Raw genomic sequence first — 19,900 nt, 5'->3', positions numbered from 1 at the left:
CGTTCCGCGGCGACGACGACGTCCTGCGGCGGCTGGTCAGCTGAGGATCTTGGCGATCTCGTCCATCTGGTGCGGGGCCAGCGGGCCCTTGGCCAGTGCCCCGCAGTTGTCCTCGACCTGCGCGACGGTCTTGAAGCCCGGGATCGGCACCGTGCGGCTGCTGCGGCCCCAGATCCAGGCCAGCGCACCCTGCGCGAGCGTGCGGCCGTCGCTGGTGAGCACGTCCCGGACCGCGTCCAGGGAGGCCAGCCACTCCGCGGTCGGCCGGCCCGACGCGAACGCCGGGTGCCAGGACGCGCGTCGGCGCTGGTCGTCGTCGGCGAACGTGGTCGACGGCGTGAACTTGCCGGTGAGCGCGCCCATCGCGAGCGGGCTGCGGTTGACGCCGGCCAGGTCGAACTCGTCGAGGAGCGCGAGCATCGCCGGGTCCTCGTAACCGAGGACGCTCAGCCCGTGCTGCACGACCGCGAAGCCCGGTGAGCCGGCGAGCGCGCGGACGCCGTCGGTGTTGTCGGTGCTCCAGCCCCAGGTGCGGATCGTGCCTTCACGGACGAGGTCGGCCATCACCTCGACCAGCCCGAGGGCCTCCTCGGTGACGAGGTCGCCGACGTGCAGCTGGTAGAGGTCGACGTAGTCGGTGCCGAGGCGACGCAGGCTCGCGGTGAGCGCGTCCCGGACGTCGATCGGGCCGTCGCTGGGAGAGACGGCCCGGTTCTCCTCGTCGACGCGGTAGCCGAACTTCGTGGCCAGCACCACCTCGTCGCGGTGCCCCCGGAACGCCCGGCCGAGGATCCGCTCGCTGTGCCCGGCGCCGTAGTTCGCCGCGGTGTCGTAGAACGTGACGCCGAGTTCGTACGCCCGGCGGAGGGCGCGAACCGACTCGTCGTCGTCCACCGCGCTCCAGCCGCCGGGGGAGCCGAGGAACGTCCAGGGGCCGCCGATGGCCCAGCAGCCCAGTCCGAGGGCGGAGACGTCGATGCCGGAACGGCCGAGGGTTCGGGATGTGGTCATGGCTCGACGCTAGGAGGCGAGTGGCTCGGTTACCACGGCCACTTCGGCGCCATTCTGATAGGACCACTTGGTGCGTATCCCCTTGGATCCCGGGAGCGGCGTGCCGCTCTACCGGCAGCTCGAGCAGTGGTTCGCCGACGCGATCCGGAGCGGCGCACTGCCACCGGGCAGCCGGCTGCCGTCCACCCGCGCGCTCGCCGCCGACCTCGGCGTGAGCCGCGTGACCGTGGGAACGGCGTTCGCCGAGCTGCACGGCGGCGGCCTGGTGGTGGCCGCGGTCGGCAGCGGCACCCGGGTGGCCCCGGTGCTCCCGACCGCGGCCCGCCGAGCCCCCACACCCTGGGACGACGCGTGGGCCGGCCGGCCGCAGGAGCCGGACGTCGTCGCGTTCACCGGGGTCGGGGACCCGGCCGCGTACCCGGTCGCGGAGTTCGGGCGGACCGTGCGGCAGGTGCTGGCCCGGGAAGGCGCGGCGGCGCTCGGCTACGCGCCCGACCCGGCCGGCGACCCCTCCCTGCGTCGAACCGTGACCCAGCTCCTGGCCAGCCAGGGCATCGGCGTGCCACCGGAGTCGGTGCTGATCACGTCCGGCTCGCAGCAGGCGCTCGCGCTCGTCTGCCAGGTGCTGGTCCGGCCGGGCGACACCGTCGTGGTGGAGGAACCCACCTACGACCTGGCCCTGCGGCTGTTCCGTACGGTCGGCGCGAACCTGGTCGGCGTCCCCGTCGACGACCACGGCCTCCGGGTCGACCGGCTCGCCGAGGTGCTGCCGGGCAGCACGCTCCTCTACGTCACCCCCAACTTCCAGAACCCCACCGGAGCGACGCTCAGCGGGCCCCGCCGTCGCGAGCTGCTGCGCCTCGCCCGCGCCCACGGCGTCCCGGTCTTCGAGGACGACTTCGCCGGCGACCTGCGCTACTCCGGCCGGGCGATCCCGGCGATCAAGTCGCTCGACGAGCACGGCCACGTGCTCTACGCCGGGACGTTCTCCAAGCTGCTGATGCCGGGCCTTCGCATCGGCTACCTGGTCGTCGACGGGCCGCTGCGCCCGCGGCTGGTGGAGACCAAGCAGGTCACGGACCTGGGCACGTCGCTGCTCCTGCAGCGCGCCCTCGACCGGTTCGTCACGATCGGGCGCTACCAGGCCAACCTGCGCCGCACGACCCGCCTCTACCGCGAGCGGCGCGACACGCTGACCGCCGCGCTGGCCGAGCATCTGCCGGGAGCGACGTTCACGGTGCCGGCCGGCGGCCTGTTCACCTGGGTGGAGCTACCCCCCGGCCGGCGCTCCGACGAGCTGCTGGTGGCGGCCCGCGACCGGGGCGTCGACCTGGCCTCGGGCGACCGCTTCTACCTGGATCCCGCCGACGGGCTGCGTCACGTCCGGCTCAACTTCGCGGTGTCGCCACCCGCGCGGATCACCGAAGGGCTCGCCCGCCTGGGCTACTCCCAGCGGAAGTAACGCGCCGCGGCGCCGAGCGACACGACCGCCCACGCGAGCAGCGTGACCACGTCCTGCACCGGCAGCCCGGCGCCCTCGCCCAGTACCGTGCGCAGCCCGTCGGCGAGCGCCGCGCTCGGCAGGAACCCGAGGACGTCCGCGACACCGCCGGGCAGCGACGACAGCGGGAACACGATGCCGCCCGCGAAGAGCAGCAGGAACCAGACGAGGTTCGCGGCCGCGAGCGTCGCCTCGGCCCGCAGCGTTCCGGCCATCAGCAGGCCGAGCCCGGCGAACGCCGCCGTGCCGCACACGACGAGCACGAACACCGACAGCGGATTGCCGTGCGGACGCCACCCGAGCGCCACCCCGACGCCGCTGATCACCGCGATCTGGATGAGTTCGAGCACCGCCACCGCGAGCGTCTTGCCGCCGAGCAGCCCCCAGCGGGGCAGCGGGGTCGCGCCGAGCCGCTTCAGCACCCCGTACCGCCGCTCGAACCCGGTGGCGATCGCCAGCCCGGTGAACGCCGCCGACATCACCGCGAGGGCCAGGATGCCCGGCACCAGGAAGTCGACCTTGCTCAGGCCGGACGTGGTCTTCAGGTCGAGGAACGACTGGGTCACCAGCACGACCGTCAACAGCACCGGGATGACGAGGTTGAGCAGCAGCTGCTCGCCGTGGCGCAGCGTCAGCTTCAGTTCGATCCAGGTCTGCGCGCGCAGCAACTGGTGCCAGGACGCGGGACCGGGGTCGGGCGTGAACAGGCCCGGCGCGAGCGTCATCGCAGCTCCCGTCCGGTCAGGTCGAGGAAGACGTCCTCCAGCGTGCGGCGGCCGACCTGCAGGTCGCTCGGCATCACCGACTTCTCGGCGCACCAGGCCGTCACCGCGGCCAGCAGGTGCGGCCCGATCGCCGACGGCGGACCGGTGACCTGGTATCCACCGTCGCCGGTGCTCGCGGCCACACAACCGGCCGGGAGCGTGGCGGTCAACGCCAGCAGCGCGTCGGCGTCGAGCGTGGCGTCGGCGCGGAACCGCAGCGTCGGCTGCTCACCCCGGGTCAGCGCGGCCGGCGTCCCGTGCGCCACTTTCTTGCCGGCGTCGACGATCAGCACCTCGTCGGCCAGGCGCTCGGCCTCGTCCATGTGGTGGGTGGAGAGCACGACCGTGACCCCGTCGGAACGCAGCGCCTCGACGATGCCCCACACCGCGTGGCGCGCCTGCGGGTCGAGGCCGGCGGTCGGCTCGTCGAGGAAGACCAGCTCCGGACGCCCGACGACGGCCATCGCGAGCGACAGGCGCTGTTGCTGCCCGCCGGAGAGCCGCTTCACCGGTTTGCGTGCGGAGTCGCTCAACCCCAGCAGGTCGAGCAGCAGCGCGGGATCGATCGGGTTCCGGCAGTACGACGCGGTGAGCCGTAGCATCTCGCCGACCCGGGCGCCCGGGTACGCACCGCCACCGGCCTGCAGCATCACCCCGACCCGGGGGCGCAGCTCCGTGGCGTCGCGCACCGGATCCCGGCCGAGCACCCGCACCGAGCCGCCGTCGGCCCGGCGGAAGCCCTCGCACGTCTCGATCGTGCTGGTCTTCCCGGCGCCGTTCGGCCCGAGCACGGCGAAGACCGAACCCCGCGGAACGGTGAAGCTGAGCTCGTCGACGGCCAGCGTGGGGCCGTAACGCTTGACCAGCCCCGTCACCTCGACGGCGGCGGACCGGAGGGGTTCGCCGCCCCACTCCGTCGCGGCGAGCGTGCGCGCGTGGGTGGAGGGGGTCACGTCGACAGAGTGTAGGCGCTGCCCGCTCGGCCCGGCGCGTCGAGCCGTCGCGTTGGTCGTCACATCTCGTCCTACGTCACCCGGTGGGCGCTCGTTCACATCCGCCAAGATGAACGGGTGAGTAGCACGAACCGGGTCCCGGAAACCAGGCTGATGGGTCACGACCAGCTGTCGGCCGACGACGCCTGGGCGACGCTGCGCAAGTACGGGCGCTGGCACCTGCTGCGCGACGCGTTCGTCCGGTTCCGGTACGGCGACGGGTTCAGCCACTCCCGGGCGCTGGCGTTCCAGCTCTGCCTGGCCGTGGTGCCGTTCCTCATCGCGCTCACCGGTCTGGCCGCCGACCTGGGGGCGGAGGAGGGCGGCAAGATCGTCGCCGACACGGTGCTCGAGCTCACCCCGCGCAGCAGCGACGCGCTCGTCGAGCAGACCCTGCGCGGCGGCGAGGAGGCCGAGGACGCCGGGGAGTTCGCCCTGGTCAGCGGTTTGATCACCGGGATGGTCGCGCTCGCCACCGCGATGGCGCAGATCGAGCGGGGCTCGAACCGGATGTACGGCGTCGAGCGTGACCGGCCGGCGCTGAAGAAGTACGCCCGCGCGGTCGTGCTCTCGTTCATCGCCGGGCTGCCCGCGTTCGGCGGCTTCCTGATCCTCATCGCCGGTGAGCCGTTCGGCGACTCGGTGGTCAGCGAGTACGGCTGGCCCGGCTGGGCCGACACCACCTGGGACGTGGTGCGCTGGCCGCTCGGTCTGGTGCTGACCGTCGTGTCGATCGCGCTGCTCTTCGAACAGGCGCCGCGCCGGCGCCAGCCGGGGGTGTCCTGGCTGGTCTTCGGCGCCGGGGTCTCGACCGTGCTGTGGCTGGTCGCGACGCTGGGCCTGGCGCTCTACGTGCAGGGCAGCGGGGCGTTCCCCGACACCTACGGGCCGCTGACCGCGGTGATCGCGCTGCTGCTGTGGGCGAACCTGACGTCGGTCGCGCTGTTCCTCGGGCTGGCGTTCGCGGCGCAGCTCGAGGCGGTCCGGGTGGGCCAGTCCGACCCGGCCGAACCCGACCGCTGGAAGCCGATGCGCTCAGAGCTGAGCGAGGAGCAGCTCGGTGCGCTGGGCGAGGACGGGGAAACCCAGGCTCCGGTGCACCGCTAGCGCCTTGCCCGCGTGGCCGCGGGCCTCGTCGACCCGGCCGAGCGCGGCCTGCACCACCGCGATGTGGTGGTGGGTCGACCCCCAGCAGGTCCCGGCCGTGCCCTGGGTGGCCAGCCAGTCGGCGTAGGGCATCAGGTCGGCGAGCACCTTCTCCGGGTCGGGGGTGCCCAGCTGCGCGCCGATCAGCGCCCACTGCACGAGCAGGAAGTCCGTGGCCCAGTTCGACCGGATCGTGGTGCCCCAGCGTCCGATCAGCCGCCGCGCGTAGCCCTCGTCGCCGGCCTCGACCGCGGCCAGGATCGTGGCCGGCCGCAGCACCTCGAAGAGCGGCTTCCCGGCGTACTCCAGCAGCTTCTCCAGCGCCTCACCCGGGCGGCCCTGGGCCCGGCGGCTGGTGAACAGCTGCACCAGGTACGGGAACTCGCCGCCCCACAGGCTCGTGCGGTGGTGGAAGTCCAGTGCCTCGGCCGAGAGGCGCTCGGCCTCCTCGTAGCGTCCGTGCAGCATCACGCGGGTGGCCTCGGCGAAGCGGAGGATGCCGTCCAGCTCCGGCCGGTTGACCTCGCCGACCAGCTCGCGGGCGCGCGCCAGGTCGGCGTCGAACGCCGGCAGGTCACCGGCGCGCAGCAGGTTGCCCATGCGGTGGATGCGGGCCACCAGCTCGTGCGGCCGGGGCAGGCCGGGCAGGCCGATCGCCTCGGTGGTGGCGCGGGTGCGCTCGGCCTCGCGCTCGGGCACCCAGGCGGCGATGTAGTAGTTGTTCAGCGTCTGCCCGAGCAGGGCCGGGTCGCCGAGCGGCCGGGCCAGCTCGACCGCTCTGGCCGCGTACCGCTCGCCTTCGGCCCGGTGCGGCCCGTAGTACAGCTCGACGCCGAGCGTGCCGAGCATCGCGGCGCGCTGGGCGTCGGTGGGGCCGGGTGCGTCGACCCGGTCGCGCAGGATCTGCACCATCCGCTCGTCGACGACGTTGTACGGCCGCCAGTTCCAGGCGGCGACGCCGCCGAACACGGTGACCGCCTCGACCAGCGTCGTCTCGTCGCCGTCGGCGAGCGAGAGCTGCACGGCCTCGTCGAGCGCCTCGCGGGCGCCCTCGGTGTCGCTGCAGGCGCGGCGGGCGCGGCCCAGCTCGACCAGGAGGTCGCGCCGGCGCACGCCCGAGCCGGCGTCCAGCGCCGCCAGCGCCAGCTCCCAGAACTCCACCGCCTCGGGGTGGGCCCGCTGGCTCGCGGCCTGCCGTGCGGCCTTTACCGCGTACTCGACGGCCTTCGCGCCGGCGCCGACCCGCGCGGCCAGCCCGAAGTGGTGCGCGAGCTCGGCGGTGCGGTCGCCGCCCTGCGCCTCCAGCGCCTCGCCCACCCGCCGGTGCAGCCGGGCCCGTTGCAGACGGCTCAGCCCGACGTAGAGCGCGTCGCGGACGAGCGCGTGCGAGAAGCGGTGGTCCCAGCCGTCGGGCAGTTCCTCCACCAGGCCGCTGGCGACCGCGGGCTCGAGCAGCATGAGCACCCGCTCGGTGTCGAGTTCGAGCACGGTCTCGAGTACGTCGACCTCGATGTCGCGGCCGCCGACCGCGGCCGCGCGCAGCAGCGCCTGGGTGTCCTGGGGAAGGCGGGCCACGCGCCGGTCGATGACCTCGCGCACCCCGGCGGGCACCGCGGACTGGGCGGCTTCGGTGCCGTTCAACGCGCCGGGGTTCTCGCTGCTCAGTAGACGGAGGAGTTCGCCCAGGTAGAAGGGGTTGCCGCCGGTGCGGTCGTGGAGCACGCGCACGAGCTCGGGCGGGGCGTCGACGTGGTGCGCACCGAGGAACTCCGCGACGTCGTCGGCGGTGAACGGGTGCACGCTGACCCGCTCGACGCCGGGCTGGCGGGCCACGTCGCCGAGCGTGTGGTGGAGCGCGGCGGCGTGCTCGCCGGGCTCCTGGCGCAGCGTCACGACGACGAGCGTCGGGGAGCGGTGCAGTTCGCCGGCGACGTAGGCGAGCAGCTCGAGCGACGAGGCGTCGGCCCAGTGCAGGTCCTCGATGACCAGCAGCTGGGGCGTCTCGCCCGCCAGCAGCGCGCTGGTCACCCCGGCGTGCAGCTGGAACCGGGCCGCGTCCGGGTCGGCCTCGTCGCTCGCGGTGACGCCGGTGAGCAGGTTGCGTGCCTCGGTGGCGCCGGTGGCCTCCAGCACCTGCAGCCAGGGCCAGAACGCCGGGGAGGCGCTGCTCTCCACGCAGCGGCCCCAGGCCACCGGGAACCCGAGGCCGGTGGCGGCCTCGGCCGCGGCCTGGGCGAGCCGGGTCTTGCCGATCCCGGCCTCGCCGGTGAGCAGCACGACGCCGCCGCGGCCGCGGGGCAGCTCCTGCAGCCGGCTGGTGATCCAGCCGAGCTGGAAGGTGCGCGCGATGAGCGGCTGGGCGCCGGCTCCCGACAGCGCCGGCCGGGGGCGCTCCACGACCGGAGCCGGCGTTCCGTGCGGCTGCGGCGGAATCTCCACGATCGGCGCGGCCGAGGGAACCGCGTCGGTGGGTGGCGCCGCCGGGGCCGGGTGGGGCGTGGGGCCCGCGACCACGGCCGAGCCGGCCGGGACCGACGGGAGGTCCAACGACCGGTCCTGGCGGAGCACCGCCGCCTCCAGCTCGCGCAGCTCCGGGCCGGGATCGAGGCCGAGTTCGTCACCGAGCAGCGTGCGTACCCGCTGGATCGCGCCGAGCGCGTCGGCCTGCCGCCCGCCGCGGTAGAGCCCGAGCGCGAGCAGCGCCCAGAACCGCTCCCGGAACCGGTGCCGCTCGACGATCTGCTCGAGCTTGAGCACCGCCTCGGTGTGCCGCCCCAGCGCCAGCCACGCCTCGATCTGCAGCTCGTGCGAGACCAGGTGCTCCTCGTGCATGCGGGTGATCGTCGGCTGGGCGAACGCGAGATCGGAGAAGTCCTGCAGCGCCGAACCGCGCCAGTGCGTCACCGACGCCCGGAAGTGCTCGTCGGCCGCGGCCGGGTCGCCGGCCCGCAACGCCCGCCGCCCGGCGTCGACGTCACGGGTGAACCGGACCAGGTCGACCTGCTCGGGCTCGATGTCGAGCAGGTATCCCGGTTCCCGGGTGAGCAGCGTCTTCGGCGGGGTCCGCGGCGCGCGGTCGGGCTCCAGCGCGCGCCGTAACTGCGAGATGTACGCCTGCAGCGTGCCGGTCGCGCTGGACGGGGGCTCGTCGGCCCAGAGCTGATCGATCAGCCGGTCGAGCGGCAGCACCTCACCGGGGGTGATGAGCAGCATCGCCAGGATCGCGCGCTCCTTGCGCGGACCGATGTCGACCGGACGGCCGTCCCCGTCGAGCACGACGAGGGGTCCGAGCAACCGGAAATCGAGCATCGGCCCTCCGTCAGATGTCCCGGGACAACCAACGTGTCGGGCGCCCTTCCGTGTCGGAAGCGTAATTGCCGCTCACAGCGTCGGTATCGGCCGTGAAGCCGAGTCCGCGCAAGATCTTCGTCGTCGCGGCGTCGGCGTTGGTACGAAGCTCGAGGACCTCGCCCCGGGCGTGGAGCGTCCGGCGGACGTCGGCCAGCAGCCGGGAACCCAGCCCACGGCCCCGCAGCGCGGGCTCGACCGCGATCGCGGCCATCCGCCGCCCCGCCACGGCGGCGGCCGCCAGCGCGCGGTGCGGATCCTCGGCGGCCACGTCCACCAGCACGTAGTAGTACGCGCCCGCGGGCGCCTCCAGCGCGCACCGGCGCAGCAGGTCGATCGCCGGCTCCGGCGCCGCGGGCGGGGAGATCCGGAACACCACCATGTCCGCGACCGTCACGTCGTCTGAAGGCAGGGGACTAGTCACGTCCGTGAGCATTCCCGGGCCGGTTAGGGGCCGACTTGGATCCGGCTAGGGCGCCAATCCAGCCATTGCCGCAACTCGGGCCAAAAAGCCGTCCAAGTTACCGATTCAAGCGTGCAAGTGGCGTTCCAAGTCAGGATCAAGTCGCCGCCAAGCCGCTTAGGCCACTGTTTCCGTTGTCGGGACACGGAACAGGCAGTGGGGGCACGGACGATGATCACCACCAACGCGGTCGGCTCGGACCTGGCCCGCGCGGTGCGCGGCCAGGTTCTCTCGCCGGGCGACTCCGGCTGGGAGGTGGCCCGCCGACCCTGGAACCTCCAGGTGAAGCAGGAGGTCCGGGCCGTCGTCATCGCCGAGGACGCCGACGACGTCGCCGCCACCGTGCGGTACGCGAACCGCAACGGTCTGACCGTCGCCGCCCAGCCGGTCGGCCACGGCGCCACGACCGCGCTGCGTGACACGATCCTGCTGCGTACCGGGGCGCTGCGCGGCGTCGACGTCGACCCGGTCGCCCGGACCGCGCGGGTCGCGGCCGGCGCCGGGTGGGCCGACGTGCTGACCCGGGCGGGCGCGCACGGGTTGACCGGACTGGCCGGCAGCTCCACCGGCCCCAGCGTCGTCGGGTTCACGCTGGGTGGCGGGCTCTCCTGGTTCGGGCGCAAGTACGGCTTCGCCGCCAACGCGGTGCGCTCCGCCGAGGTCGTCGACGCGTTCGGTGACCGCTACCGGGTGGACGCCGCGAGCGACAGCGAGCTGTTCTGGGCCCTGCGTGGTGGTGGCGGCGACTTCGCGCTGGTCACCGAGCTCGAGTTCGACCTGCACCCGGCCCCGCTCCTTTACGGCGGCCGGTTGCTCTGGCCGGCCGAGCGCGCCGCCGAGGTGCTGGAGGCCTACCGCGAGACCGTCGCGACGGCGCCCGAGGAGCTGAGCCTCTGGTACACGCTGCTGCGCTTCCCGCCGATCCCCGAGCTGCCGGAGTTCCTCCGCGGCCGGGCGATGGTCGCGGTCGACGCCACCTACCTCGGTGGGCTGGTGACCGGGCGCGAACTGCTGGCGCGCCTGCTGGCGGTGCCGGGCACGCTGCTCGACACCGTCGGGACGCTGCAGGTCGCCGACCTGGGTTCGGTCGCCGCCGAGCCGCTCGACCCGGTGCCGGCGATGGAGTACGCGGCGCTGCTGCCCGAACTGGACGACGACGCCGCCGACACGCTGCTCGGCGTGGCCGGGCCGCACAGCGGGTCGCCGCTGACGTCGGTGCAGCTGCGCCACCTCGGCGGGGCGTTGGCGCGTCCGACCGCGGGCGGTGGCGCGGTGGGGCACCTCGAGGAGAAGTTCGCGCTGACCGGCATCGGCATGCCGATGGGGCCGGGGATGGCCGAGCACATCGAGGCCCACCAGGCGCTGCTGGCCGAGGCGTTCGCACCGCACGCCAGCGGACGGATCTTCTTCACGTTCCTCGGGTCGGAGGAGAGCCCGGTGGCGGCGTTCCCGCCCGACGTACTAGCCCGGCTGCGGAACGTCAAGCGGCACCGTGACCCACTCGGTGTCATCCGCAGCAACCACCCGGTGCTCAGCTGAGAGCACCCTTGAGCGGGGCCTCCGCGGTTGCCCCCCGTCATCCGCGGCCGGCCCCAACCCGTCGGCCCGGGCGCGCAGTTGCTAGGTGGACCCTGCGCGCTCGGGCCGGCGGCCATTCGGCCGTCGGGCGCCCGGATGGGGTTGCCGGGCGCCCGACGCCGTGTTGGTTGCCCCTCGCGACCGGTCACCCGGTGGCGCGGTGTTCCTACACTGGGTGTGTGACCAGCATAAAAGCACGTCGACTCGGTGGGTTCGTCGCGGCTGCCGCACTGGGGCTGGCCCTGCTCTCCGGCTGTGGCGGAGAAGGTTCTCAGACGGACTGCAATCTCAACTCCTGCACGGTCACGTTCGACCGCGGGGTCAACGCCAGCGTCTCGGTGCTGGGCGTCGACGCCAAGCTGGTGAACGTGCAGAACAGCCAGGCGACGCTGGAGATCGCCGGCCAGCAGGTGACCGTCCCGGTCGGACAGGACGCCCAGTCCGAAGGCTTCAACATCTCCGTGCAGGAGATCACCGCGGACAACGTGGTGGTGAAGATCTCCGCCGCCTAATTCCCTATCGCATCGGTGGGATAGGTGTAACTGAGGGGTCCAGCCGGGTAACAATGGCCGCGTGACACACGAATCCCCTGGTGCCACCATCTGGCTGACCGGCCTGCCCAGCGCCGGGAAGACCACCGTCGCGCTCGCCGCCGCCGAGCGCCTGCGTGCCGGCGGGCGGCGCGTCGAGGTGCTCGACGGCGACGAGATCCGCGCGTTCCTCTCCGCCGACCTCGGGTTCTCCCGCGCCGACCGGGCCACCCAGGTGGCACGCGTGGGGTGGATCGCGCGGCTGCTGGCCCGCAACGGCGTGCTCGCGTTCGCGCCGCTGGTGTCGCCCTACGCCGCGGACCGGGACGCGCTGCGCACGGCGTCCGACGCCGAGGGTCTGCCGTTCCTCGAGGTCTACGCGGCCGCGCCGGTCGAGGTGTGCGCCGACCGGGACGTCAAGGGGCTCTACGCCGGCCAGCGTGCCGGCGCGGTCACCGGCCTCACCGGCGTCGACGCCCCCTACGAGGTGCCCGCCGCCCCGGATCTCGTGGTGAAGACCCACGAGGAGCCGGTGGCGGCCAGCGCCGCCCACCTGGTGGCCCTCCTCGCCGACCGGGGCCTCGCATGAGCGCCCCGGCCGAGCCGGGCGTCCGCGACCGGGTCGCCGGGCTGATCCCCGGGCACTCCGCGCCGGGCGCGCTCGACCTGCTCGAGGCCGAGGCCATCCACGTGCTGCGTGAGGCCGCCGGCCAGTTCGACCGGCCGGCGCTGCTGTTCAGCGGCGGCAAGGACTCCGCGGTGCTGCTGCACGTGGCCACCCGGGCGTTCGGCGGCGCACCGCTGCCGTTCCCGCTGCTCCACGTCGACACCGGACACAACTTCGCCGAGGTGCTCGCGTTCCGCGACCGCCGCGTCGAGCAGACCGGCGCCCGGCTCGTCGTGGCCCACGTCGAGGACACGATCGCGGCCGGCCGCGTCACCGACGTCGCCCGGGGCCGGTCACGCAACGCGCTGCAGAGCCGCACGCTGCTCGACGCGATCGAGGCCAACACGTTCGACGCGCTGATCGGCGGCGCCCGCCGCGACGAGGAGAAGGCCCGCGCCAAGGAGCGGATCTTCTCGCTGCGCGACGCGTTCGGCGGCTGGGACCCCCACCGCCAGCGCCCCGAGCTCTGGCGCCTCTACAACGGGGCCCACCAGCCGGGGGAGAACGTCCGCGTCTTCCCGCTGTCGAACTGGACCGAGCTCGACGTCTGGCGCTACATCGCCCGCGAACGCATCGAGCTGCCCGCGCTCTACTACGCCCACGAACGCGACGTCGTCGAGCGCGACGGCATGCTGCTCGCGATCACCGAGTGGTCGTCCGACTCCGACCGGGCCGCCGCGCGCCGGCGTCGCGTGCGCTACCGCACGGTCGGCGACGCGATCAGCACCGGCGCGGTGCCGAGCGACGCCACCGACGCCGACGCGGTGCTGGCCGAGGTGACGCTGGCCGAACAGTCCGAGCGCGGCGCGACCAGGGCCGACGACCGCACGAGCGACGCGGCGATGGAAGACCGCAAACGGGAGGGGTACTTCTGATGAGTCTCCTGGAAGCCCCGATCCGATCGGCCGGTGCGACCGGTTTACTGCGTGTCGCCACCGCCGGTTCGGTCGACGACGGCAAGAGCACGCTCGTCGGCCGGTTGCTGTTCGACGGCAAGGCCGTGCTCGCCGACACGCTCCAGGCGGTGTCGTCGGCCAGCCGCGCCCGCGGCGCCGACCTCGACCTCTCGCTGCTCGTCGACGGGCTGCGCAGCGAGCGTGAGCAGGGCATCACGATCGACGTCGCGCACCGCTACCTGTCCACCCCGGCGCGGGACGTGATCCTGGTCGACTGCCCGGGACACGTCGAGTACACGCGCAACACGGTCACCGGCATGTCGTCGGCCGACGTCGCGTTGCTGCTCGTCGACGTACGCAACGGGCTGGTGGAGCAGACCCGGCGGCACGCGGCGGTCGCGGCGCTGCTCCGGGTGCCGCACCTGATCCTGGCCGTCAACAAGATCGACCTGGTCGAGTTCGACCAGGTCGCGTTCACCGCGGTCGTCGAGGACGCCGAGGCCTACGCCGAGGAGGTCGGCATCGGGCAGGTCACCGCGGTGCCGGTGAGCGCGAAGAGCGGCGACAACGTGACGAGGAGGTCCGACCGCACGCCCTGGTACGAGGGCCCGACGCTGCTCGACCTGCTCGCCTCGGTCGAGGTGCCGGTCCGCGCCGACGCACCGCTACGCCTGCCCGTGCAATGGGTGGCCCGCGGCGGCACCAGGAAGTACCTCGGCACGGTGGCCGCCGGCATCGTGCGGCCGGGCGACGAGGTGATCGTGCAGCCCGCCGGGCGGCGCACCCGGATCCGGACGGTCGAGGACGCCGACGGGACGCTCACCGCGGCCGGCGAGGGCGCCGCGGTGGCCGTCACGCTCACCGACGACCTCCACGTCGGACGCGGCGAGCTGATCGTCGCGGCCGACACCCCGGCCGAGGTGGTGCGCGAGTTCGTCGCCGACCTCGCGGTGGTGGGGGAGCGACCGGTCACCGCGGGCGACCGCGTCCAGGTCCGCCTGGGTGGCAAGCTCGTCCGCGGCCAGGTCCGCGACGTCACCGACACCGTCGACATCGACACCGGCAAGCGACGCCCGGCCGACCGTCTGGAGACCAACGACATCGGCCGGGTGACGATCGCCGTCGCCGAGCCACTCGCGGTCGACCCGTACGGCGTCGACCGCACCACCGGCGCCGCGCTGCTGCTCGCCGAACGCACCGGCGACACGATCGCCGCCGCACTCGTGCGCCGCCTGGGGAGAGAGACGCCGTGACGCTGCCCGACTTCCTGGTCATCGGCGTGCCGAAGGCGGGCACCACCGCGCTGCACGCCGCGCTGGTGCGCCACCCCGACCTCTACCTGTCCGCGGTGAAGGAGCCGAAGTACTTCCTCTCCGACGGGCCGCCGCCGGCGCAGGGAGGCCCCGGCGACGCGCAGACCTATCAGGAGCACGTCTGGCGGCGCGCGGACTACGAAGCGCTGTTCGCCCCCGCCCCGCCGGGCACGCTGACCGGCGAGGCGACCCCGTTCTACCTCTACGACCTCGACGCCCAGGCCCGCATCAAGCGCGCGGTCCCCGACGCGAAGCTGATCGTCGTGCTGCGCAACCCGGTCGACCGCGCGCACTCGAACTGGTACCACCTGTGGGCCGCGGGCCTGGAGCCGGAGCGGAGCTTCGTCGCGGCCTGCGACGCCGAACCGGCCCGGAGAGCGGCCGGGTGGGCCCACTTCTGGCACTACCTCGGCCAGGGACGCTACGGCGAGCAGTTGCAGCACCTGTTCACGCTGTTCGACCGCGAGCAGGTGCTGCTGATGCGCTACCGGGACCTGCGCGACACCCCCGTCGAGGCGCTCGACCGGGTCTGCGCGTTCCTCGGGGTGCGTACCGGGCTGCTCGGCGCCGTCCCGTCGGAGAACGTCACCCCGTACGTGCCGGACACTCCGCTGAACACCGTTCTGCGTACCGCGCTGCGTGTCGGCGGCACGTTCGGCCAGCACTTCCCGGTGCCGCTGCGGCTCGCCGCCCGCGGCCCCCTGCTCACCGCGCTGCACCGGCAGAAGGGCCCGCGCCCCCGGCTCACCGCGGACGAGCGCGCGACGATCCTGCCGTGGTTCACCGAGGACATCGCGTTACTGGAGAAGGTCACCGAGGAGTCGTTCCAGGACTGGTTGGATCTCGAGAATCCACCCGAACACCATCGAAGGAGATAGCGTGCTGCCTCGCTGGGACGGAGCGACGGTCGTCGTCGAACCGCCGGACCTGACCACCGGATCGTGGGCCGGCGCGCCCAGCGCGGTCCTGGTCGACGGGTCGTTCTACCTGGCCTACCGGCTCCGGCTGCCGATCGGGGAGGGCCGCGGCTACGCGAACGTCATCGCGAGGTCCGACGACGGGCTGAACTTCGAACCGATCGCGGAGGTGCGCCGCGAGGAGTTCGACGCCGACTCGCTGGAGCGCCCGGCGCTGCTGCGTGCCCCCGACGGCCGGTGGCGGCTCTACGTCAGCGTGGCGACGCCGGGCACCAAGCACTGGCGGGTCGTGCTGCTCGAGGCCGACACACCGGAGAAGCTCCCGCTGGCCACGCCGCGCACGGTGCTGCCCGGTGACGAGACGGTCGGCGTCAAGGACCCGGTGATCGTCTCCGCGGCCGGCCGGTGGCACCTCTGGGCCTCGGTGCACCCGTTGGAGTCCGACGAGCACGCCGACCGGATGACGACCGAGTACGCCACCAGCCCGGACGGCGTCGAGTGGAGCTGGCACGGCACCGCGCTCGCCGGGCGGCCGGGGCAGTGGGACGCGCGTGGCGTGCGGTTCTCCTCGGTGCTCGTCGACCACGACCGGGTGACCGCGCTCTACGACGGCCGCGCGACGGCCGAGGAGAACTGGGAAGAGGTCACCGGCGTCGCCCACGGCCGGCTCGGCGACGACGGCCTGTTCACGCCGTTCACCGCCGATCCGCGCCCGCCGACGCGGTCCCCGTTCGCGCCGGGCGGGCTGCGTTACGTCTCGGCGGTGCCGCTGCCCGGCGTCGGCACCCGCGTCTTCTACGAGGGGACCCGCGCCGACGGCGCCCACGAACTCCGGACGGAGCTGCTAGTCGCCGGGTGACGGGCTGCGCCGGCCGCCGCCGTCGTCATCGCCGTCGTCGTCGTCGTCCGCGTCCGGGCTCGGCGATCGGCCGTCCCGATCACGTTCCCGGTCGCGGTCACGGCGGCGCTCGCGCTCCCGATCCGGATCCTCCGGGCCGCCGCCGACGCTCGGGTCGCTCTTCAGCGTCGGTGGTGAGCCGTCCGGCCCCCACTTGCGTAGCGCGTTCGGCGCCACGAAGGTCTTCGGCGCCACCGTGGACAGCGCCGTCTGCATCGTCTTGATGAACACCGAGGCCGGCACCCGGTAGTTCGGCACCGGACGCTTCGACGGGTTGTCGGGGTCGGAGTAGAACACCGCGGCCGCCAGGTTCGGCGTGAACCCGACGAACCAGGCCGCCTTGTTCTCGTCGGTGGTACCGGTTTTACCGGCGATCGGACGGACGAACGCACCGCCCACCCGGGACGCGGTGACGCCGTTGCGCCGCGAGCAGCCGCTGGCCGCGTCGTCCCCGACCGGGCAGCGGGCGGCGTCGGCCACCGCGTCCGCGACGTCGGGCGCGATCACCTGTTTGCAGGTGGGGTTGCCGAACGCGATCTGCCGTTCGTTCCGGTCGGCGAGCGACTTGAGCGGCGTCGGGTCGCAGCGTTTGCCGCGGGCGGCGATCGTCGCGTACGCCGTCGCCATGTCCAGCGGCGTCACCAGCGCGGTTCCCAGCGTGAACGAGCCCCACGCGTTCGGGTTGGACTGCACGGCGTTGCGCTGCTCGTAGTCCGCACTGGACCGGAACGTGACGCCGAGCCGCTCGGCCATGTTGACCGCGGCCTTGACGCCGATCCGTTCCTCGAGCTGCACGAAATAGGTGTTCACCGACTCGCCGAAGCCGGACCACATGGTGTGCGTACCGGCCATGCGCCCGCTCGCGTTCTTCGGGCACCAGTGGTCGCCGTCGCAGGCCACCGGGCCGCTGGCGTTGCGGAACTGCGTTCTGATGCGGCTCGGCGAGTTGATCTTCGTGCCCAGCGGCAGGCCCTTCTCGATCGCCGCCGCCATCGTGAACAGCTTGAACGTCGACCCGGCCTGGTACCCGGGCGACACGTTGGTGCCGGTGAGCAGCGGGTTCACCGTGTTGGGCGCCGACTTGCCCTTCGGGTTCTTCTTCAGGCTGTACGTCCGGTTGATCGCCATCGCTTTGACCCGCCCGGTGCCGGGCTCGACGATGACGATGCCGGTGGCGAAGTTGCTGCCGCGGCTGACCTCGTCGTCGACCGCCTTCTGCGCGGCGCGCTGGGTGGCCGGGTCGAGCGCGGTGACGATCTTGTAGCCACCGGTCTTCAGGTTCGACTCGCGCTCGGTGCGGTTGCGCCCGAACGCCGGGTTCGACTTCCACCAGTCGAGGAACCAGTCGCAGTAGAAGCCGTAGAGCGGGTTGCCGTTGACGCAGGAACCCTGCGGCTTGCGTGGCTTCAACGTCAGGTCGGTCGCGGCGGCCTTGGTGGCCTCGGTGCGGGTGATGTAGCCGAGGTCGGCCATCCGGGTCAGGACGTAGTCCCGGCGGGTCTTCGCGGCGGCGGCGTCCCCGCCGATCGGGTCGTACGTCGACGGGCTGCGGACCATGCCGGCGAGCATCGCGGCCTCGGCGAGCGTGAGCTCCTTCGGCGGCTTCGAGAAGTACCGCAGCGACGCCGAGCCGATGCCGTAACCACCGTTTCCGTAGAACGCGATGTTCAGGTAGCGCTCGAGGATCTGCTGCTTGGTGAACTGCTTCTCGACCGCGATCGCGTACCGGGCCTCACGGACCTTCCGGCCGACCGTCTCCTCGGTGGCCAGACGCCGCTCCGCCGCCGTGTTCGCGGCGTAGGAGAGCACGTTACGCACGTACTGCTGGGTGAGCGTCGAGGCGCCCTGCTGGATGTCGCCGGCCTGCTGGTTGCGGACGAACGCCCGGATGATGCCCTGGGCGTCGACCCCGTTGTGCTGGTAGAAGCGCGCGTCCTCGGCCGCGACCATCGCGTCCTGCATCACCTGCGGGACCTCGGCGATCGGGATCGGGATGCGGTTCTCGGAGTAGAACGACGTGATCGGGGACCCGTCGGCGGCCAGCAGGTACGACGTCTGGGGCAGCGGCGGTGTGGACAGCTCGCTCGGGAGGTTCTCGAACTCGTCCGACGCCGACTTGGCGGTGAGCCCGGTGACCGCGACGACCGGGAAGGCCGCGGCCGCGATCACGACGCCCGTCAGGAGTCCACACAGGACTATCGCGAAGAGCTTCGCCCGGCCGTCTTTACCCCGCGCACCCATGTTCACAGGCTAGTTACGAGAACAGGATCAGAGAAGACAAAACTCCGTAACAGCAGCGCGTCACCGCGACATACCGCGAAGGCCGCGAAACCCGTGCGCATATTCTGCCACGTGAATGCACGCGCTCAATCTCATCCTGCTCGGTGGGGCCTCGGTTCTTCTGGCCGCGGTCATCGCCGTCCGAGTCGCGTCCCGGGTCGGGATGCCCGGGCTGCTGGCGTTCCTCCTGGTCGGGCTCGCGCTGGGTGAGGCCGGCGTCGGGATCCGCTTCGACGACGCCGAGGTGGCGCAGGTCGTCGGCTTCGCGGCGCTGGCGGTGATCCTGGCCGAAGGGGGCCTCACCACCCGGTGGCCGGACATCCGGCCGGTGATCGGGCCGGCCGCGGTCCTGTCGACGGTGGGCGTGCTGGTCAGCGTCGGCGCGGTCGCGGCCTGCGCGCACTTCCTGCTCGGCTTCGACTGGCGGATGGGCATCCTGATCGGCGCGGTCGTGTCGTCCACCGACGCGGCCGCGGTGTTCTCGGTCCTGCGCCGGCTGCCGCTGCGCCGGCGGTTGAGCGCCACCCTCGAAGCCGAGTCCGGGTTCAACGACCCGCCGACGGTCATCCTGGTCAGCGTCGTGGCCTCGGACGCCTGGGGTGAGGCCTCGCCGTGGAGCATCGGTGGGCTGGTGCTCTACGAGCTGGTCGCCGGTGCGGCGTTCGGACTGTTCGTCGGGTTCGCCGGCCAGTGGCTGCTCAACCGGGTCGCGCTCCCGGCGTCCGGGCTGTACCCGATCAGCGCGATCGCGATCCCGCTGCTGGCGTTCGGCGCGGCCGGCCAGCTGCACGCCAGCGGCTTCCTCGCGGTCTACGTCGCCGGGCTGGTGCTCGGCAACGCGTCGTTGCCGCACCGCAACGCCACCCTCGGGTTCGCCGAGGCCATCGCCTGGGTGGCGCAGATCGGCATGTTCGTGCTGCTCGGCCTGCTGGCGTCGCCGAGCCGCCTGGACGACGCCCTGGTGCCGGCGCTCGTCGTCGGGGCCGCGCTGCTCCTGGTCGGCCGGCCGCTCTCGGTGCTCGTCTCGGTGACGCCGTTCCGGTTGCCGTGGCGCGAACAGGCGTTCCTCTCCTGGGCGGGGCTGCGCGGAGCGGTGCCGATCGTGCTGGCGACGATCCCGGCGGTGGCGCCGCTCGCCGGCCGCGCGCGGATGTTCGACGTGGTGTTCCTGCTGGTACTGGTGTTCACCGTGGTGCAGGCGCCGACGCTGCCGTGGATCGCCCGGCGCCTCGGGGTGGCGGCCCCGGATGAGGCACGCGACATCGTGGTGGAGGCGGCGCCGCTCGACGAACTCCGCGCCGACCTGCTGGCCGTCGCGATCCCGCCGCGGTCCCGCCTGGCCGGCGTCTGGGTGACCGACCTGCGCCTGCCCGACGGTGCGGTGGTGACGTTGCTGGTGCGCGACGGGAAGAGCTCGGTGCCCGACGAGCACACCCGCTTCCGGGTCGGTGACCAGTTCCTCGTCGTCACCACGACGGCCGACCGGCGGGCCACCGAGCGCAGGCTGCGTGCGGTGAGCCGGGCCGGCCAGCTGGCCCGGTGGTGGGGCGAGCGTGGTGGGGAAGTTCCCACCCACGATTGACCCGGGATCTGGGG

The 19,900-nt window shown here is 73.1% G+C and carries 16 protein-coding genes; 10 read left to right on the top strand and 6 right to left on the bottom strand.

Features of this window, described 5'->3' with window-relative positions:
• Positions 1–36 precede the first annotated feature (36 nt).
• Positions 37–1,011, bottom strand: coding sequence for an aldo/keto reductase (locus tag ABD437_RS41435; RefSeq protein WP_344654476.1), 975 nt, complete (start codon positions 1,009–1,011; stop codon positions 37–39).
• A 70-nt stretch (positions 1,012–1,081) separates the two neighbouring features.
• Between ABD437_RS41435 and pdxR the strand changes: the two genes are divergently transcribed.
• Complete coding sequence (gene pdxR / locus ABD437_RS41430) at positions 1,082–2,473, top strand: MocR-like pyridoxine biosynthesis transcription factor PdxR (RefSeq protein WP_344654475.1); 1,392 nt, start codon at positions 1,082–1,084, stop codon at positions 2,471–2,473.
• Here pdxR and ABD437_RS41425 read toward each other — a convergent pair.
• Positions 2,455–3,237, bottom strand: a complete 783-nt coding sequence (locus ABD437_RS41425; RefSeq protein WP_344654474.1) for an ABC transporter permease — start codon at positions 3,235–3,237, stop codon at positions 2,455–2,457. The two genes, pdxR and ABD437_RS41425, sit on opposite strands and share 19 nt — an antisense overlap.
• On the bottom strand, positions 3,234–4,229 hold the full coding sequence (locus tag ABD437_RS41420) for an ABC transporter ATP-binding protein (protein WP_425558367.1): 996 nt from the start codon (positions 4,227–4,229) through the stop codon (positions 3,234–3,236). The genes ABD437_RS41425 and ABD437_RS41420 overlap by 4 nt, the downstream gene beginning before the upstream one ends.
• Positions 4,230–4,346: 117 nt before the next feature.
• On the opposite strand from ABD437_RS41420, the gene ABD437_RS41415 reads away from it, so the two are divergent.
• Entirely contained in the window at positions 4,347–5,375 is a 1,029-nt protein-coding gene (locus ABD437_RS41415; RefSeq protein ID WP_344654473.1) for a YihY/virulence factor BrkB family protein, read from the top strand.
• Here ABD437_RS41415 and ABD437_RS41410 read toward each other — a convergent pair.
• Together ABD437_RS41410 and ABD437_RS41405 are read right to left on the bottom strand one after the other, a co-directional pair.
• Positions 5,304–8,723, bottom strand: a complete 3,420-nt coding sequence (locus ABD437_RS41410) for an ATP-binding protein (RefSeq protein ID WP_344654472.1) — start codon at positions 8,721–8,723, stop codon at positions 5,304–5,306. The two genes, ABD437_RS41415 and ABD437_RS41410, sit on opposite strands and share 72 nt — an antisense overlap.
• 10 nt (positions 8,724–8,733) lie before the next feature.
• Complete coding sequence (locus ABD437_RS41405) at positions 8,734–9,186, bottom strand: GNAT family N-acetyltransferase (RefSeq protein WP_344654471.1); 453 nt, start codon at positions 9,184–9,186, stop codon at positions 8,734–8,736.
• Positions 9,187–9,396: 210 nt separating this feature from the next.
• Between ABD437_RS41405 and ABD437_RS41400 the strand changes: the two genes are divergently transcribed.
• The 7 genes from ABD437_RS41400 (at position 9,397) to ABD437_RS41370 (ending at position 15,985) form a co-directional block, all read left to right on the top strand.
• The gene (locus ABD437_RS41400) at positions 9,397–10,764 is read left to right on the top strand and encodes an FAD-binding oxidoreductase (RefSeq protein WP_344654470.1); all 1,368 of its coding nucleotides are present in this window, start codon (positions 9,397–9,399) and stop codon (positions 10,762–10,764) included.
• Between the two features lie 218 nt (positions 10,765–10,982).
• Positions 10,983–11,315 carry a hypothetical protein gene (locus tag ABD437_RS41395; RefSeq protein ID WP_344654469.1) on the top strand — a complete coding sequence of 111 codons (333 nt, stop codon included), beginning with the start codon at positions 10,983–10,985 and terminating at the stop codon, positions 11,313–11,315.
• A gap of 61 nt (positions 11,316–11,376) precedes the next feature.
• Complete coding sequence (cysC, locus tag ABD437_RS41390) at positions 11,377–11,922, top strand: adenylyl-sulfate kinase (protein ID WP_344654468.1); 546 nt, start codon at positions 11,377–11,379, stop codon at positions 11,920–11,922.
• Complete coding sequence (gene cysD / locus ABD437_RS41385; protein WP_344654467.1) at positions 11,919–12,875, top strand: sulfate adenylyltransferase subunit CysD; 957 nt, start codon at positions 11,919–11,921, stop codon at positions 12,873–12,875. The genes cysC and cysD overlap by 4 nt, the downstream gene beginning before the upstream one ends.
• The gene (locus ABD437_RS41380) at positions 12,875–14,149 is read left to right on the top strand and encodes a sulfate adenylyltransferase subunit 1 (RefSeq protein ID WP_344654466.1); all 1,275 of its coding nucleotides are present in this window, start codon (positions 12,875–12,877) and stop codon (positions 14,147–14,149) included. The genes cysD and ABD437_RS41380 overlap by 1 nt, the downstream gene beginning before the upstream one ends.
• Positions 14,146–15,087 carry a sulfotransferase family protein gene (locus ABD437_RS41375; RefSeq protein WP_344654465.1) on the top strand — a complete coding sequence of 314 codons (942 nt, stop codon included), beginning with the start codon at positions 14,146–14,148 and terminating at the stop codon, positions 15,085–15,087. The genes ABD437_RS41380 and ABD437_RS41375 overlap by 4 nt, the downstream gene beginning before the upstream one ends.
• Position 15,088: 1 nt before the next feature.
• On the top strand, positions 15,089–15,985 hold the full coding sequence (locus tag ABD437_RS41370) for a glycoside hydrolase family protein (RefSeq protein WP_344654464.1): 897 nt from the start codon (positions 15,089–15,091) through the stop codon (positions 15,983–15,985).
• Here the strand turns inward: ABD437_RS41370 and ABD437_RS41365 are convergent.
• Positions 15,971–18,265: a transglycosylase domain-containing protein gene (locus tag ABD437_RS41365; protein WP_344654463.1), complete on the bottom strand. Its 2,295-nt coding sequence runs from the start codon at positions 18,263–18,265 to the stop codon at positions 15,971–15,973. The two genes, ABD437_RS41370 and ABD437_RS41365, sit on opposite strands and share 15 nt — an antisense overlap.
• Before the next feature lie 115 nt (positions 18,266–18,380).
• Between ABD437_RS41365 and ABD437_RS41360 the strand changes: the two genes are divergently transcribed.
• Positions 18,381–19,886 carry a potassium/proton antiporter gene (locus ABD437_RS41360; RefSeq protein WP_344654462.1) on the top strand — a complete coding sequence of 502 codons (1,506 nt, stop codon included), beginning with the start codon at positions 18,381–18,383 and terminating at the stop codon, positions 19,884–19,886.
• Positions 19,887–19,900 lie beyond the last annotated feature (14 nt).

The sequence above is a fragment of the Cryptosporangium japonicum genome, from assembly GCF_039524755.1.
Classification (GTDB): domain Bacteria; phylum Actinomycetota; class Actinomycetes; order Mycobacteriales; family Cryptosporangiaceae; genus Cryptosporangium; species Cryptosporangium japonicum.
Note: the sequence above shows the minus strand (reverse complement) of the source record. Positions and strands in the feature narration are given on the sequence as shown.